This is a genomic window from Corallococcus sp. AB011P, from assembly GCF_003611605.1.
GTDB classification, from domain to species: domain Bacteria; phylum Myxococcota; class Myxococcia; order Myxococcales; family Myxococcaceae; genus Corallococcus; species Corallococcus coralloides.
On record NZ_RAVX01000003.1, the window covers coordinates 877,697 to 891,935 of the forward strand.

Genomic DNA, 14,239 nt, shown 5'->3' on the forward strand with positions numbered 1-14,239 from the left:
GCGGCCCTTCGCCGGGCCGCGCGCCACGACGCGCCATGACGGGAGGGACATGACCGGTCACGACCGGCCCGACGCCGGGCGGGTGCTGCTCGACGGAGAGTTGGGGGAGGGGGGCGGCCACGTCCTCCGCTCCGCGCTGTCCCTGTCGCTCATCACCGGCCGTCCCTTCCAGCTCAGCGGGCTGCGCGAGCACCGCGACCCGCCGGGCCTGCGTCCCCATCACCTGGCCTACGTGCGCGGCGCGGAGGCGCTGAGCGGCGGCACCAGTGAAGGCGCCTCCGTGGGCTCCACGGAGCTTCGCTTCACCCCCGGCCCGGTGCGCGCGGGGGATTACCTGCTGGAGGCCGGCGCGTCCGGCAGCACACCCCAACTCTTCCAGTGCCTGGTGTACCCGCTGGCGCTCGCGGGCGGAGGACGGCTCACGCTGAGAGGCGCCACGCACCTGCGGGGCGGGCCCAGCTTCCACGCACTCGTCGGCGCGTGGCAGTCGGTGGCGCGCGCGTACGGGCTGCCGGTGCAGCTGTCGCTCACCCACGCGGGCTTCCTTCCGGAAGGCGCGGGCGAGTTCACCGCGGAGGTGGGCGCCCCGGCCGAACCGCCCGTGCGCGTGGACCTGCCCGCGCGCGGCGTGCTGCGGGAGGTACGGGTGATGTCCTTCGTGGGCGGGCTGCCCTTCGCGGTGGCGGAGCGTCAGTCCCGCGCCGCGGTGGCCGCGCTGCGCGAGCGGGGCATCCTGGCGGAAGCCGACAACCGGCCGCTGGCGGTGACACGCTCACAGGGCACCGCGACCTTCGTGCTGGCGCAGTTCGAGCACACCGTGGCGGGCTTCACGTCACTGGGCGAGCGGGGCCTGGACGCCGAAGGGGTGGGGCGCGAGGCGGCGGAGGCGCTGACCCGCTTCATGGAGACGGGCGGCGCGCTCGACGAACACCTGGCGGAGCAGCTGCTCTTGCCGGCGGCGCTCCTGGCGTCAGGGAGGCTGGGGGCGGTGACGCCGGGCACCACGCGGTTCACCGCCGCTCGCATCACCGACGAGCTGACGGTCCAGGCGGAGGTGCTGCGGCGCTTCCTGCCGGTGCACATCCAGGTGGAGCCGGGTGGGAGCGTGGAGGTCCGTCCGGCGTGAGTGGGGAAGGGCGGGGCGCTTAAGCCTCGTCCTCGGTGGCGTTGCCGCGCGCGCCGAAGGTGTTGGAGTCCGACATGTCCCTGACGGTGCCGCGGTAGGCGCGGATGGCGAAGGGCGCGGCGACCAGGAAGACGATGCCCACGAGGCCAATGGCCATCCAGGGGACAGGCGTCTCCTTGATCTGCACGTCCTTGCCGTAACCGTTGAGGTTGTTGCCCATGGCGCGCGCCTTGGCGGCGTCCTTCTCTTCCTGGGTCAACTCCTTGCGGTTCTGGAACTCCTGGGGCTGCCGGCGCTGGGGCTGCGCCAGGACAGCGCCGCCCCAGACAAGGGCGAGGACGAGGACAAGCCGGGGGAGGGAGGGGGAGGGCATGGGCCTTCAGCCTAACAGAGCCTCCCGGCGCGGGTGAACAGGGGTTGCTTCGCCCGGCGCGGGGCGTTACGCGCGCGGCATGCTCCGCCTTCCCTTCCTCCTCCTGACGAACCTTCTCCTGGGGCTGCGACTGCTCCTGGGCCTGCCCTTTCGTCTGATGGCGGCGCGCAAACGACCCACGTGGATCCGCTTCCGGCTCGCGGGCGAGCTCCTGTACCGCCCTCGCCCCGTGCAACGATTCCGTTTCGGCGGCGCCACGCCAGAGCCCGCCACGGTGACCTCACTGGAAGCGTTGGGCCGCGCACTCAAGGTGTTGGCCGCGGACCCGAAGGTCGAGGGCATCCTCCTGGAGCTGGAGGGACTGGCCATCGGGGACGCCAGGCGCCAGGCCCTGCGTTCCCTGCTGTCGGACTTCCAGGCCGCCGGCAAGCGGGTGGTGTCCTGGGCGGTGATGGTGGACACGGACGCCTACCCCGTGCTGGGCGCGGCGGACGAGGTGCTGCTCGCCCCCATGGGCCGGGTGGAGCTGGTGGGCTACGCCGCCGAGGCCACCGTGCTGGGCGAGGCCTTCGGGCGGGTGGGCATCCACGCGCACTTCGCGCGGCGCGGCGACTACAAGACGGCGCCGGAGCTCTTCACGGACGGCAAGGTGTCCGACATCCAGCGCCAGACGCTGGAGTCCTTCCTGGACGAGCGCTACGCCGCGCTGGTGGAGGCCATCTCCAGCGACCGGGGCAAGACGCCGGAGGAGGCGAAGGCGCTCATCGATTCAGGACCCTACAGCGCGAAGCGGGCGCTGGAGGCGGGGCTGGTGGACGGGCTGGTCCACGAGGCGGACCTGGGCGCGCACCTGGGCCTGGAGGCGAAGAAGGACGAGGAGCCCCCGGTGCCCACTTTTGACGCGTACCTGGCGACGCTCGCGTTCCCGCCGGTGAAGTGGCGCCGGCTGCGCCGCAAGCCCCGGCTGGCGGTGGTGGACGTGGCGGGCATCATCATCCCGGGCAGCGGCGGCGCGGGCCGGTTCGCTGCGGCGGACTCGGTGGTGAAGGCGCTGCGGAAGGCGGGGAGGGATCCGCGCGCGAAGGCGGTGGTGCTGGCGGTGGGAAGCCCCGGCGGATCAGCGCTCGCGTCCGAGCAGATATTGGAGGCCGTGAAGCGCCTGGCGAAGCAGAAGCCCGTCATCGCGTACGTGGATTCGGTCTGCGCGAGCGGCGGCTACATGGCGGCCATCGGCGCGAAGGAGATCTGGTCCGCGCCCCATGCCGTCGTGGGCTCCATCGGCATCTTCGTGGGCAAGTTCGAGTACGGCGAGCTGCTGGAGAAGCTGGGCATCCACCGCACCACGCTGGCGCGGGGCGAGAACGCGGCCTTCTTCTCCTCGTCGCGGGGCTTCACGCCGCACGAGCGCGCCGCGTTGGAGCGAGAGGTGGAGGAGGGCTACCAGTCCTTCCTGGAGCTGGTGGCCCAGGCGCGCGGCCGGACGAAGGAGGAGATCCACCAGCGCGCGGAGGGGCGCGTCTACTCGGGGCTGCGCGCGAAGGAGGCGGGGTTGGTGGACCGCATCGGCGGCTTCGAGGAGGTCTGCCGCCACGCCCTGGACGAGGCGCGCGTCCCATCGGACGACTTCGAGCTGGTGCGTTACGGAGACGCACGCGCGAAGCTGTCCCTGCTCAAGCTGCTGATGGGCGCGGCGCACCCGGCCACGTATGCCTTCTGCACCGCGGCCTGGAGCCTCCAGGGCGGCAGGGCCTTCCGGCGCTTCGACGATTGAGATCGCGGTTCGCGACCCTTTCTCTGAGCGGATCGGCCCTTTAGCATGCGCGGCATGGCCCGCTCCTGCCCGGTCTGCCCCAGCCAGCCCATGAACGTCGTCCAGGCCTCCGACGTGGAGGTGGACGTCTGTCCGCGCTGCCACGGCCTGTACTTCGACCGGGGGGAGCTGGAGCGCTTTCCGGACCGGCCGTCACTCAAGCCGCTGCTGACCGCGGCGAGGCAGGCGGCGTCGCGATGCCGCGCGGGAGGGCACCTGGTCCCGCGCGCCATGGCTGTCTGTGCCACCTGCCACGGCGAGCCCCTGGGCTGTCCCGGCTGCGGCGCGCGGCTGGCGATGGTCAACGCGCGCGTGTGCAACGTGGACCTGTGCACGCACTGCGGCGGCACCTGGCTGGACGCGGGCAAGTTCGAGGCCCTGGAGAACGCCGACGTGACGGCCCCCAGGCCCCCGCCCGTGACGGCCAAGGGCTGGGAGGTCGCCGCGGCGACGGATGGGGGCGCGGACCCGTGGAAGGGTCCAGGCTCCACGGCCGCGCTGCCGCCGTCGGACTCGCCCTCGGGCGGACTGGGCGTGCTCTCCCCACTGGCCTGCGTCCACTGCGGCATCCAGGTCTCCGTGCCTCAGGCGTTCGCGTACAACGGCGACCTCTACTGCCGCGAACACCGCCCGAAGGGCGCCGTGTCGGGCAACAGCCTTCCGAAGGACCGGGATCCGTCCAACTATCCGAACCTGGAAGACGCGTCGGACGGCGTCGACCTGGCGGACATCGTCGAATGGATATTCCGGCTGTTGCGCCGCTGACCCAGGCGTGCAGCCCGCCCGCTGGTGCACGGAGAGGGAGGACGTCCGGGCATTGCCGGCCCCGGAGCCGGCGTCTACCCTGCCGCGCCAGTGATGACCCGCCTCGCCCCCCTGAGCCTCCTGTTGCTGGGCACCGCCTGTGCCACCGCCTCCCGTGAACCGGCTTCGGTGGCGGAGGCGTACGCGAAGGCCTTGGAGGAGAACCGGCTATCGGACGCCTACCACCTGACGACCGGCGCCCCGGAGGGCGAGGGGGCCTTCCTGGACGAGTACTCCGTCGAGGCCGCCCGGAAGGAGCGCGCCGCCGCCGTCCGGGCAGGCACGGGCGTGCTGGAGGCTCGGGCCCCGTCCGTCACGCTGGCCCGCCAGGGCGAGGACTGGCGCGTGGTGGAGTCCCGCCCCGCGGACGTGCCCCGCGCGGCGCTGAAGAAGTTCCTGGACGAGGTGGAGTCCCGCGACTGGAGGGGCGCGTGGGGCCTGCTCGCCTCGCCGCTGAGGGCCCGCTACACGCCGGAGCGCCTGCGAGAGGACTTCGAGCGCGAGCCCCTGGCGAAGGAGCGCCTGCGCCGCGCCCGGCTGGCCCTCAACACCCACGTGCGCGTGGCGGCGGGCGAGGCGCTGTTCCCCCTGGGCGGCGAGCGCGCGGTGCGGCTGGTGCTGGAGGATGGCGAGTACCGGGTGGCAGCCATCGAATGAGGGCCAGAAGCCGGGCGCGATCCAGGGCCGGAGGAAGGCCGGGCGGCCTCCGGACATGTGCGTTAAACGACGTTGACAGCCCCCGGAGTGCTGGCAATCTCCGCCCCCCTTCGAGCGTGCAAACGCCCGTTTTCAAAAGGTTTCAGGTGTTCCGATGAGCGTGTCCCAGGCCGATGTGATGACGGCCATGTCGAAGGTGATCGATCCCGAGCTGCACGTCGACCTGGTGAAGGCCGGGATGGTGAAGGACGTGCGCGTCACCGGTGACACGGTGAAGCTGAAGATCGAGCTGACCACGCCCGCGTGTCCCATGAAGGGGAAGATCCAGGCGGACGCGGAAGCCGCGCTCAAGGCGGTGCCGGGCCTGAAGTCCTTCGACATCGAGTGGGGCGCCCAGGTGCGCGGCGTCGCCGGGGGCTCCGGCGGGGCGCTCTTGCCGGGCGTGAAGAACATCCTGCTCGTGGGCGCCGGCAAGGGCGGCGTGGGCAAGAGCACGGTGGCGGTGAACCTGGCCACGTCGCTCGCGCAGCACGGCGCCAAGGTGGGCCTGCTGGACGCGGACTTCTACGGCCCCTCCGTGCCACTGATGACTGGCACCGCGGACAAGCGCCCGGTGAGCCCCAACGGCAAGACGCTGGATCCGCTGGTCGCCCACGGCCTGAAGATCATGTCCATCGGCTTCCTGGTGGAGGCGGATCAGGCGCTCATCTGGCGCGGCCCCATGCTCCACGGCGCCCTCATGCAGCTGGTGCGCGACGTGAACTGGGGGGAGCTGGACTACCTCATCCTGGACCTGCCCCCGGGCACGGGCGACGTGGCGCTGACGCTGTCCCAGTCCGTGCGGGCCGCGGGCGCGGTGCTGGTGACGACGCCGCAGGACGTGGCGCTGGCGGACGTGGTGCGCGCCAAGCAGATGTTCGACAAGGTCCACATCCCGGTGCTGGGCATCGTGGAGAACATGAGCCAGTTCATCTGCCCGCACTGCAACAAGAGCACGCCCATCTTCAACCACGGCGGCGGGCACAAGGCGGCGGAGATGTTCGGCATCCCATTCCTGGGGGAGATCCCGCTCGACCTCAAGGTGCGTGAGGCGGGAGACTCCGGCGTACCGGTGGTGGTGGGGCACAAGGACAGCCCGGAGGCGCAGGCCTTCCAGGAAGTCGCTCGCGCAGTGGCGGGCCGCGTGTCCGCGCAGACCATGAAGAGCGTGCCCCTGCCGGTGATGCAGGCCCGGTAGGGCTCAACCGAAGTGTAAGGAGACCGCATGGCCCCGGCCGGCAACGACGACCTCCCGCCTGATCCGCTGTTCGATGACGACTCGGAGCAGCAGCCCGGCCGGGAGAACCGCTCGGGCGGCTTCGTGCCGGACTTCGTGCGGCGCATGGCGGTGGCCGGCATGGGCGCGGTCTTCATGGGCGAGGAGGGCATCCGGGCCCTCGCCGGCCAGCTCAAGCTGCCCAAGGAGGCGCTGGGCTTCCTCCTCTCCCAGGCGGAGAAGACCAAGGACGACATCAGCCGCGTCGTCACGGAAGAGCTGCGCCGCTTCATGCAGTCGGAGAAGCTGCGCGACGAGTTCCTCAAGCTGCTCTCCGGCATGACGGTGGAGGTGAAGGCGCAGATCCGCCTGGTGCCGTCGGAGAAGGCGGAAGAGGCGCCCGCGCCGGAGCATCCCCCCAAGGCCCACAAGAAGGCCGCTGAGGCGCCCACCGCGCGCGTGGTCATCACGGACGTGAACGCGCGCCGGCCGGCCTCCAAGCGCTCGAAGCGGGAGTAGGGACGTGGCGGAAGCACCCACGCCGGAAGCTCCGGCTCCAGCCCCCGACAAGCCGCGCCCCACCTGGCGCACGCACCCGCTGCCCAAGCGGCTGGCGCTCATCGCCATCGTGGCGGTGGGGCTGTGGCTGTGGAAGGCCACGGACCTGCCGGAGCGTCAGCTCATCTTCCAGCTCACCGGCGACGGCTGGAGCAGCGTGCGCGCCGTGGACCTCCAGGTGCTGGACGACGAGGAGCACATCCTCAAGCGAGAGGAGCGCTTCTTCGCGAACGGCCCGCCCCCGGAGGTGACGTTCAAGATGCGCCTGCCGGAGGGCACCGTCCGCGCGCTCCTGTTCGTGAAGGTGGAGGGGCGCGAGCCGCGCGTGCGCCTGGAGGAGCGGCTCACGGTGGGCGAGGGTGAGGCCATCGTCCGCCAGTTGCGCCTCCCCGCCGCCAGTCGTTGACCGGCGTTGACCCTCCTGGGGGCGTGCGTTATGGCCGCCGGCACAGGAGAGAAGACGCCATGGCAACGGAACACATCGTCGTCGTCGGTGCAGGGCAGATGGGCGCGGGCATCGCGCAGGTGGCGCTCCAGGCGGGCCTGCGCGTGTCGCTGGTGGACGTCAACAAGGACGGACTCGCCAAGGGCGCGGACCGCATCAAGGCCGGCCTGAAGAAGCTGGTGGAGAAGGGCAAGCTGGACGCGGCGAAGCAGCAGGCCGCCGAAGCGAACCTGGCCACCTTCACCAGCGCGCGCGACGCGAAGGACGTGGACGTCGCCATCGAGGCCGTCACGGAGAACGAGGACCTCAAGCGCCGCATCTTCCTGGAGCTGGACGAGGTGGTCCGCCCCGGCGGCATCCTCGCCACCAACACGTCCTCCATCCCCATCACCCGCATCGCCGCGGCCACGAAGCGCCCCGAGTCCGTCATCGGGATGCACTTCATGAACCCCGTGCCGGTGATGCAGCTGGTGGAGCTGATCCGCGGCGCGGCGACCAGCGACGAGACCTACGCCACCATCCGCACGATGGCCGAGCGCATGGGCAAGACGACGGTGGTCTCCAAGGACTACCCGGGCTTCATCGTCAACCGCATCCTCATCCCCATGCTCAACGAGGCCTGCTTCGCGCTGATGGAGGGCCTGGGCACCGCGGAGGACATCGACACCGCGATGAAGCTGGGCACCAACCAGCCCATGGGCCCGCTACAGCTGGCGGACTTCATCGGCCTGGACACGGTGCTCTACATCGCCGAGGTCCTGCACAAGGGCCTGGGCGACTCCAAGTACCGCCCGTGTCCGCTGCTGCGTCAGTACGTGGACGCCGGCTGGTACGGCAAGAAGTCCGGCCGCGGCTTCTACAAGTACTAGCCCCCTCCAGGAGCCCACACGCACATGGACTACCAGAACATCAAGTTCGAGAAGGACGGCGCGCTCGCCATCCTCACCGTGGATCGCCCCAAGGCGATGAACGCGCTCAACAGCGCCACGTTCCACGAGATGGAGCACGCGCTCAACTCGCTGAAGGAGGACACGCGCGCGCTCATCGTCACCGGCGGCGGCGAGAAGGCCTTCGTCGCGGGCGCGGACATCGCGGAGATGTCCACCATCAGCGCCGCGCAGGCGCGTGAGTTCTCCGCCCTGGGCCACCGCGTCTTCGAGCACCTGGAGAACCTGCCCATCCCCACCATCGCGGCCGTGAACGGCTTCGCGCTGGGCGGCGGCCTGGAGCTGGCCCTGGGCTGCGACCTCATCTACGCGTCGGAGAAGGCCAAGCTGGGCGTGCCGGAAGTCACCCTGGGCGTCATCCCGGGCTTCGGCGGCACGCAGCGCCTCACGCGCCTGCTGGGACGTGCCCGCGCGAAGGAGCTGCTCTTCACCGCGGACCGCATCGACGCGGCGAAGGCGAAGGAGATCGGCCTGGTGCTGGAGGTGCTGCCCCCGGATCAGCTCATGTCCCACTGCCGCGCGGTGGCGGAGAAGATCCTCAAGAACGGCCCGCTCGCGGTGGCCCAGGCCAAGCGCGTGGTGGAGTACGGCGCGGATCAGGACCTGCGCGCCGCCAACGAGCTGGAGCGCCAGGGCTTCGCGGTCCTCTTCGGTTCGGAGGATCAGCGCGAGGGCATGGCCGCGTTCCTGGCCAAGCGTCCGGCCAACTTCCAGGGCAAGTGACGTGAAGCACGCGGTCTCGGCCGGGAGCCTGCTGTGCTTCCTGGCCGCGCCGCCGGCCCGGGCGGAGGAGGTTTCCGAGCAGGAGCCCCGCGCCCCGGCCCTGGTGTCCTGGAAGCGCACGCTGTGCCTCTACACGCTGTGCTTCCTGGAGCCCGCCATCCCGGACCTCCGCCGCGAGTGGGGCGATGGCGCCCACTGGGTGCTGTCCTGGCCCATCCATCCCTGGGCCTCGCCGCCGCTGGACGTACCCGGCGTGTTGGGTCCCACGCTCATCCTGTCGCCCTTCGTGGAGCCCCAGCTGCGGCTGCGGCCATCCACCTTCCGCATGCTCGCCGGGGCCCGCGTGTACGCCTTCCCGGACGCGTACCGCTTCGGCGTCCTGGCCGAGGGGGCGGGCGTGTGGGGCGGGGACGGGAAGGGCGGGGTGGCTGGGGTGGGGCTCACCTACGATTTGATTGAAAGACACCGGGACACCCAACCCTGGACGGTGTCGGTGGTGGTGCGCAGGACGTGGACGGACTCGGGGGCTCGCACGGACGTGTCCTTCGACGTGACGGTGCCGCTGGCGATGTTCTTTGGGACCCGGATTCCTGCTCCCGGGGATGGGGGGGCGTCTTCGGAGTAGCCCCGGGGCGGACCCCGTACTATGGGAGGTCCACCATGAACTTCGAGCTGACCGACATCCAGCGCGAGATCCAGCGGCTGTGCCGCGAGTTCGCCGCCAAGGAGCTCATCCCCAACGCCCGCAAGTGGGACGAACAGCACGCGTGGCCCACGGACGCGGTGAAGAAGCTGGCGGAGCTGTCCCTGCTGGGCATCGCGGTGCCGGAGGAGTGGGGCGGCGCGGGCCTGGACAACGTCTGCTACGCCATCGCCATGGAGGAGATTTCGCGCGGCTGCGCCTCCACCGGCGTGATCATGAGCGTGAACAACTCGCTCTACTGCGACCCGGTGTCCAAGTTCGGCACCCCCGAGCAGAAGGAGCAGTTCCTCAAGCCCTTCGCCAGCGGGGAGAAGCTCGGCTGCTTCGGCCTGACGGAGCCGGAGGCCGGCAGCGACGCCGCCGCCCAGAAGACCGTCGCCGTGAAGCGGGGCGACGAGTACATCATCAACGGCTCCAAGAACTGGATCACCAACGGCCCCAAGGCCGACGCCATCGTCCTCATCACGATGACGAACAGGGAAGCGGGCAACAAGGGCATCACCGCGTTCCTCGTGCCCACCAACACCCCCGGCTTCACCCGGGCGGAGCCCGACAAGAAGATGGGCATCAGCGCCGCCTGGTCCTGCTCCATGTTCTTCGAGGACATGCGCGTGCCGGAGAAGTACCGCCTGGGCAAGGAGGGCGAGGGCTTCAAGGTCGCCATGTCCACCCTGGACGGCGGCCGCATCGGCATCGCGTCCCAGGCGCTGGGCATCGCGCGCGCGGCCTTCGAGGAGGCGGTGCGCTACTCGGGCGAGCGCAAGACGTTCGGCAAGCCCATCCGCGACCACCAGGCCATCCAGTTCATGATCGCGGACATGGCCATGGAGATCGACGCGGCCCGCCTGCTCGTGTGGCGCGCGGCGCTGATGAAGGACAAGGGCGTGCGCCACAGCCCGGAGAGCGCCATGGCCAAGCTCTACGCCAGCGAGATGGCCAGCCGCGTGGCCAACAAGGCCCTGCAGATCCACGGCGGCATGGGCTACAGCAAGGAGATGGACGCCGAGCGCCACGTGCGCGACGCGCGCATCACCGAAATCTACGAGGGGACGAGCGAGATCCAGCGCATCGTCATCTCCGCCAACCTGCTGAAGGAGTAGTCACCCGGCCATGAAGCGCGCGCTCCTCCCCGTGCTGTTCCTGTCCCTGGGCCTGGCGTCTCCGCTGGCGCTCGCCCAGGGCTCGTCGAAGAAGAAGGCCGCGACGGCGGCTCCCGCGGCCCCGGCCACGACGCCCGCTCCGAAGAAGGACGACGGGCTGGACGTGAGCAGGCTGCCCTTCACCCCGGACTCCATCCGCCAGGTGATTGCCCACCACATGCCTCGGATCCAGGAGTGCTACGAGGACCACATGGTGGAGAAGGACAAGAAGGTGGAGGGCCTCCTGCGCACCACCTTCACCATCACCGCCGATGGCACCGTGCGCAGCGCGAAGATCGACAAGCACGGCAGCACGCTGAAGGACGCGGGCCTCAACGACTGCGTGGTGGCGGTGCTGTCGTCCATGGACTTCCCCAAGCCCCCGGACGGCCGCGAGCACCCCATCGAGTACCCGTTCAACCTCAAGGCCATTGAGTAAGCAGGACACCCGCGCCCGTGAACTTCGACCTCAGCGAGACCCAGACGCTCATCCGTGACACCGCTCGCAAGTTCGCCCGCGAGCGTGTGGCCCCGCACGCCCGCGCGGCGGACCGCGAGGAGCGCTTCGACCCGGAAGTCTTCAAGGCCCTGGCCGAAGTGGGCCTGCTGGGCGTGAACCTGCCGGGCAAGTACGGCGGCGCCGAGGCCGGCGTCGTGTCCTACGCGCTGGCCATGATGGAGATGGCCGCCGCGGACGCCTCCGTGTCCGTGGCCATGGCCGTCACCAACATGTGCGGGGAGCTCATCCACGCGGTGGGCACCGACGCGCAGCGGGAGAAGTACGTCACGCGCATCACCTCCGGTGAGGCCATCGTCGGCGCGTTCGCCCTGAGCGAGCCGCACGCGGGCTCCGACCCGGGCGCCATGCGCACCACCGCCACGAAGCGCGGCGACAAGTACGTGCTCAACGGCAGCAAGCAGTGGATCACCTCCGGCGCCTACGCGGGTGTCATCGTCGTGTGGGCCCGCACGGGCCAGGCCGGCAACAAGGGCCTGTCCTGCTTCATCGTGGAGGGCGGCGCCAAGGGCCTCCACGTGGGCAAGCACGAGGACAAGATGGGCCTGCGCGCGTCCAACACCGTGGGGCTCACCTTCGAGGACTGCGAAGTCCCCGCGGAGAACCTCCTGGGCAAGGAGGGCGACGGGTTCCGCCTGGCCATGATGGCGCTGGACGGCGGGCGCATTGGCATCGCGGCGCAGGCGTGCGGCACCGGCCGCGCGGCGCTGGAAGCGGCTGTGTCCTACACCAAGGACCGCAAGGCCTTTGGCCAGGCCGTGGCGGACATGCAGGGCCCGCGCTTCATGATGGCGGACATGCGCACCCAGCTGGACGCCGCCGAGCTGCTCACCCTGCGCGCGGCCGCCCTCAAGGAGGCCGGCCAGCCGTTCACCCGCGAGGCCTCCATGGCGAAGCTCTTCGCCAGCGAGATGAGCAACAAGGTCGCGGACAAGGCCGTGCAGCTGCACGGTGGTTACGGTTACATCGACGAGTTCCCGGTCGAGCGTTACTTCCGGGATGCGCGCGTGCAGACCATCTACGAAGGCACCAGCGAGGTGCAGCGGATGGTCATCGCCCGGGAGACATTCCGGCGCGAGGGGTAGCGCTCCACTTGTCCCACACGGGGCGAGCGAGCAGGGGGCACCGGCCGGGTAGGACAGATGCGGACGCGGCCGGGCGTTCATAGAACACGGATCACCACTTGGGGCGGTGCACCGCTTGACTCCTGTAAACCCAGGTGTCTAGGGTGCGCGGCTTCCAGCCAGCCTTGCGTCCCCATTCAGGGGACACCCGCGGTCTCCCGTCGCTCCCCGCAGGCGGCCGCGCACCCATTCAAACAGGGGGCAGTTGTACCGTTCCAAGGACTTCCCATTCATGCAGCAGAACGTGAACCAGCAGATCGACGGCGGTGACGAAGACTTCGCGGCGATGTTCGAGGCCTCGCTCAAGGAGCGTGGCGGCGACGGAATCCTGAAGGAAGGCGAGATCGTCAAGGGCACGGTCGTGCAGGTGACGAAGGATTTCGCGATCGTGGACATCGGCTACAAGTCCGAGGGTCAGGTCCCGATCTCCGAGTTCACCAACCCCCGCGGCGAAGTCACCGTGAAGGCCGGTGACCCCGTCGAGGTCCTCCTGGAGAGCCGCGAGAACGACACCGGCATGGTCGTCCTCTCCAAGGAGAAGGCCGACAAGATGCGCATCTGGGACGAGATCTCCGCCGCTTGCGAGCGTGATGAGATCGTCAAGGGCACCATCGTCGGTCGCGTGAAGGGTGGCCTCTCCGTCGACATCGGCGTGAAGGCGTTCCTGCCCGGCTCCCAGGTCGACATCCGCCCTGTGCGCAACCTTGACCAGTACATCTCGAAGGAATTCGAGTTCAAGGTCATCAAGTTCAACAAGAAGCGCGGCAACATCGTCCTCTCTCGCCGCGTGCTGCTGGAGAAGCAGCGCGAGGAGATGAAGAAGGAGACCCTCAAGAACCTCAAGGAGGGTGCGGTCCTCAAGGGCGTGGTCAAGAACCTCACGGACTACGGCGCCTTCATCGACCTCGGCGGCATCGACGGCCTGCTGCACATCACCGACATGTCCTGGGGCCGCATCGGTCACCCCAGCGAGATGTTCAACGTCGGTGACGAAGTGCGCGTCGTCGTCCTCAAGTTCGACCCCGCGCAGGAGCGCGTCAGCCTGGGCCTCAAGCAGATCCAGGAGGACCCGTGGCACCGCGCCGACGAGAAGTACCCCGTCGGTACCCGCGTCGCCGGCAAGGTCGTGTCCATCACGGACTACGGCGCGTTCATCGAGATCGAGCAGGGCGTGGAGGGCCTGGTGCACGTGTCCGAGATGTCCTGGACCAAGCGCCTCAAGCACCCGTCCAAGATCCTGGAGGTCGGCCAGACGGTGGAGGCCGTCGTCCTCGACATCGATCCGAAGGCCAAGCGCATCGCGCTGGGCATGAAGCAGATCGAGCAGAACCCCTGGACGCTGCTCGAGGACAAGTACCCGATCGGCTCCGTCATCAAGGGCCAGATCCGCAACGTCACCGACTTCGGCGTGTTCGTCGGCGTCGAGGAGGGCGTGGACGGCCTGGTGCACGTGTCCGACATCTCCTGGACCCAGCGCATCAAGCACCCGGGCGAGATGTTCAAGAAGGGCGACGAGGTCGAGGCGGTGGTCCTCAACATCGACGTCGAGAACGAGCGCTTCAGCCTGGGCATCAAGCAGCTCCAGCCGGACCCCTGGGAGACGCTGTCCGAGCGCCTGCCCGTGGGCAGCCGCGTGAAGGGCAAGGTCACCAAGGTCACCGACTTCGGCGCGTTCGTGGAGATCGAGCCGGGCATCGAGGGCCTCGTCCACGTCTCCGAGCTGAAGGAAGAGCGCGTGGAGAACCCCCGCGACGTGGTGAGCGAGGGCCAGGATGTCGAGGTGAAGCTCATCGACATCAACACCCCGGACCGCAAGGTGGCGCTGTCCATCAAGGCGCTCATCGGCGAGGGCGAGGACTACCGCGAGTACCTGCGCAAGCAGGCCGAGGGTTCCAAGGCCCGCCTGGGCGACGTCATGGCCTCCAAGCTGAAGAAGTAATCAGCCCAACGTCTTGACGTGAATAGCGGCCGGGTTCCCCAGTGGGAGCCCGGCCGTTTCCATTTGATTCGGCGGAAAGCGCCCGTGATAAGTGCCTCTCCGGCGCTTTTCTCTTTTAC

Annotated in this window: 15 protein-coding genes; 14 read left to right on the forward strand and 1 reads right to left on the reverse strand. The window is 69.6% G+C overall.

The features are described 5' to 3' along the window. Nucleotides 1-49 precede the first annotated feature (49 nt). Nucleotides 50-1,126: an RNA 3'-terminal phosphate cyclase gene (locus tag D7X30_RS13175; protein ID WP_120563229.1), complete on the forward strand. Its 1,077-nt coding sequence runs from the start codon at nt 50-52 to the stop codon at nt 1,124-1,126. Nucleotides 1,127-1,145: 19 nt separating this feature from the next. Here D7X30_RS13175 and D7X30_RS13180 read toward each other — a convergent pair whose 3' ends face one another. Next, nucleotides 1,146-1,499, reverse strand: coding sequence for a hypothetical protein (locus tag D7X30_RS13180; protein WP_120563230.1), 354 nt, complete (start codon nt 1,497-1,499; stop codon nt 1,146-1,148). Between the two features lie 79 nt (nt 1,500-1,578). Between D7X30_RS13180 and sppA the strand changes: the two genes are divergently transcribed. From sppA to D7X30_RS13245, 13 genes are all read left to right on the forward strand, one after another. Then, complete coding sequence (gene sppA / locus D7X30_RS13185) at nt 1,579-3,270, forward strand: signal peptide peptidase SppA (RefSeq protein WP_120563231.1); 1,692 nt, start codon at nt 1,579-1,581, stop codon at nt 3,268-3,270. A gap of 54 nt (nt 3,271-3,324) precedes the next feature. Then, nucleotides 3,325-4,074: a zf-TFIIB domain-containing protein gene (locus D7X30_RS13190; protein WP_158619255.1), complete on the forward strand. Its 750-nt coding sequence runs from the start codon at nt 3,325-3,327 to the stop codon at nt 4,072-4,074. Between the two features lie 93 nt (nt 4,075-4,167). Then, nucleotides 4,168-4,770 (forward strand): hypothetical protein, encoded by a 603-nt coding sequence (locus D7X30_RS13195; protein WP_120563233.1) that lies wholly within the window; start codon nt 4,168-4,170, stop codon nt 4,768-4,770. Nucleotides 4,771-4,924: 154 nt separating this feature from the next. Beyond that, the gene (gene apbC, locus D7X30_RS13200; RefSeq protein ID WP_120563234.1) at nt 4,925-6,007 is read left to right on the forward strand and encodes an iron-sulfur cluster carrier protein ApbC; all 1,083 of its coding nucleotides are present in this window, start codon (nt 4,925-4,927) and stop codon (nt 6,005-6,007) included. Between the two features lie 27 nt (nt 6,008-6,034). Next, nucleotides 6,035-6,544: a hypothetical protein gene (locus D7X30_RS13205; protein ID WP_120563235.1), complete on the forward strand. Its 510-nt coding sequence runs from the start codon at nt 6,035-6,037 to the stop codon at nt 6,542-6,544. Between the two features lie 4 nt (nt 6,545-6,548). Further along, a complete protein-coding gene (locus D7X30_RS13210) occupies nt 6,549-6,989 on the forward strand; it encodes a hypothetical protein (protein ID WP_120563236.1) in 441 nt (146 codons plus the stop codon). A 59-nt stretch (nt 6,990-7,048) separates the two neighbouring features. After that, on the forward strand, nt 7,049-7,897 hold the full coding sequence (locus tag D7X30_RS13215) for a 3-hydroxyacyl-CoA dehydrogenase family protein (RefSeq protein ID WP_120563237.1): 849 nt from the start codon (nt 7,049-7,051) through the stop codon (nt 7,895-7,897). A 24-nt stretch (nt 7,898-7,921) separates the two neighbouring features. Next, complete coding sequence (locus tag D7X30_RS13220) at nt 7,922-8,698, forward strand: enoyl-CoA hydratase-related protein (RefSeq protein WP_120563238.1); 777 nt, start codon at nt 7,922-7,924, stop codon at nt 8,696-8,698. 1 nt (nt 8,699) lies between these two features. After that, a complete protein-coding gene (locus tag D7X30_RS13225) occupies nt 8,700-9,323 on the forward strand; it encodes a hypothetical protein (RefSeq protein ID WP_120563239.1) in 624 nt (207 codons plus the stop codon). Nucleotides 9,324-9,358: 35 nt separating this feature from the next. After that, nucleotides 9,359-10,501 (forward strand): acyl-CoA dehydrogenase, encoded by a 1,143-nt coding sequence (locus D7X30_RS13230; RefSeq protein WP_120563240.1) that lies wholly within the window; start codon nt 9,359-9,361, stop codon nt 10,499-10,501. 10 nt (nt 10,502-10,511) lie between these two features. Then, nucleotides 10,512-10,979, forward strand: coding sequence for an AgmX/PglI C-terminal domain-containing protein (locus tag D7X30_RS13235; RefSeq protein WP_120563241.1), 468 nt, complete (start codon nt 10,512-10,514; stop codon nt 10,977-10,979). A 17-nt stretch (nt 10,980-10,996) separates the two neighbouring features. Next, a complete protein-coding gene (locus D7X30_RS13240) occupies nt 10,997-12,142 on the forward strand; it encodes an acyl-CoA dehydrogenase family protein (protein WP_120563242.1) in 1,146 nt (381 codons plus the stop codon). Between the two features lie 271 nt (nt 12,143-12,413). Further along, nucleotides 12,414-14,120 (forward strand): 30S ribosomal protein S1, encoded by a 1,707-nt coding sequence (locus D7X30_RS13245; protein ID WP_120563302.1) that lies wholly within the window; start codon nt 12,414-12,416, stop codon nt 14,118-14,120. Nucleotides 14,121-14,239 lie beyond the last annotated feature (119 nt).

What these genes read in the sequence shown, in the direction of transcription:
- D7X30_RS13175 (WP_120563229.1), top strand. Translation starts at nt 50, where the DNA reads ATGACCGGTCACGACCGGCCCGACGCCGGGCGGGTGCTGCTCGACGGA.
- D7X30_RS13180 (WP_120563230.1), bottom strand. Translation starts at nt 1,499, where the DNA reads ATGCCCTCCCCCTCCCTCCCCCGGCTTGTCCTCGTCCTCGCCCTTGTC.
- sppA (WP_120563231.1), top strand. Translation starts at nt 1,579, where the DNA reads ATGCTCCGCCTTCCCTTCCTCCTCCTGACGAACCTTCTCCTGGGGCTG.
- D7X30_RS13190 (WP_158619255.1), top strand. Translation starts at nt 3,325, where the DNA reads ATGGCCCGCTCCTGCCCGGTCTGCCCCAGCCAGCCCATGAACGTCGTC.
- D7X30_RS13195 (WP_120563233.1), top strand. Translation starts at nt 4,168, where the DNA reads ATGACCCGCCTCGCCCCCCTGAGCCTCCTGTTGCTGGGCACCGCCTGT.
- apbC (WP_120563234.1), top strand. Translation starts at nt 4,925, where the DNA reads ATGAGCGTGTCCCAGGCCGATGTGATGACGGCCATGTCGAAGGTGATC.
- D7X30_RS13205 (WP_120563235.1), top strand. Translation starts at nt 6,035, where the DNA reads ATGGCCCCGGCCGGCAACGACGACCTCCCGCCTGATCCGCTGTTCGAT.
- D7X30_RS13215 (WP_120563237.1), top strand. Translation starts at nt 7,049, where the DNA reads ATGGCAACGGAACACATCGTCGTCGTCGGTGCAGGGCAGATGGGCGCG.
- D7X30_RS13220 (WP_120563238.1), top strand. Translation starts at nt 7,922, where the DNA reads ATGGACTACCAGAACATCAAGTTCGAGAAGGACGGCGCGCTCGCCATC.
- D7X30_RS13230 (WP_120563240.1), top strand. Translation starts at nt 9,359, where the DNA reads ATGAACTTCGAGCTGACCGACATCCAGCGCGAGATCCAGCGGCTGTGC.
- D7X30_RS13235 (WP_120563241.1), top strand. Translation starts at nt 10,512, where the DNA reads ATGAAGCGCGCGCTCCTCCCCGTGCTGTTCCTGTCCCTGGGCCTGGCG.
- D7X30_RS13245 (WP_120563302.1), top strand. Translation starts at nt 12,414, where the DNA reads ATGCAGCAGAACGTGAACCAGCAGATCGACGGCGGTGACGAAGACTTC.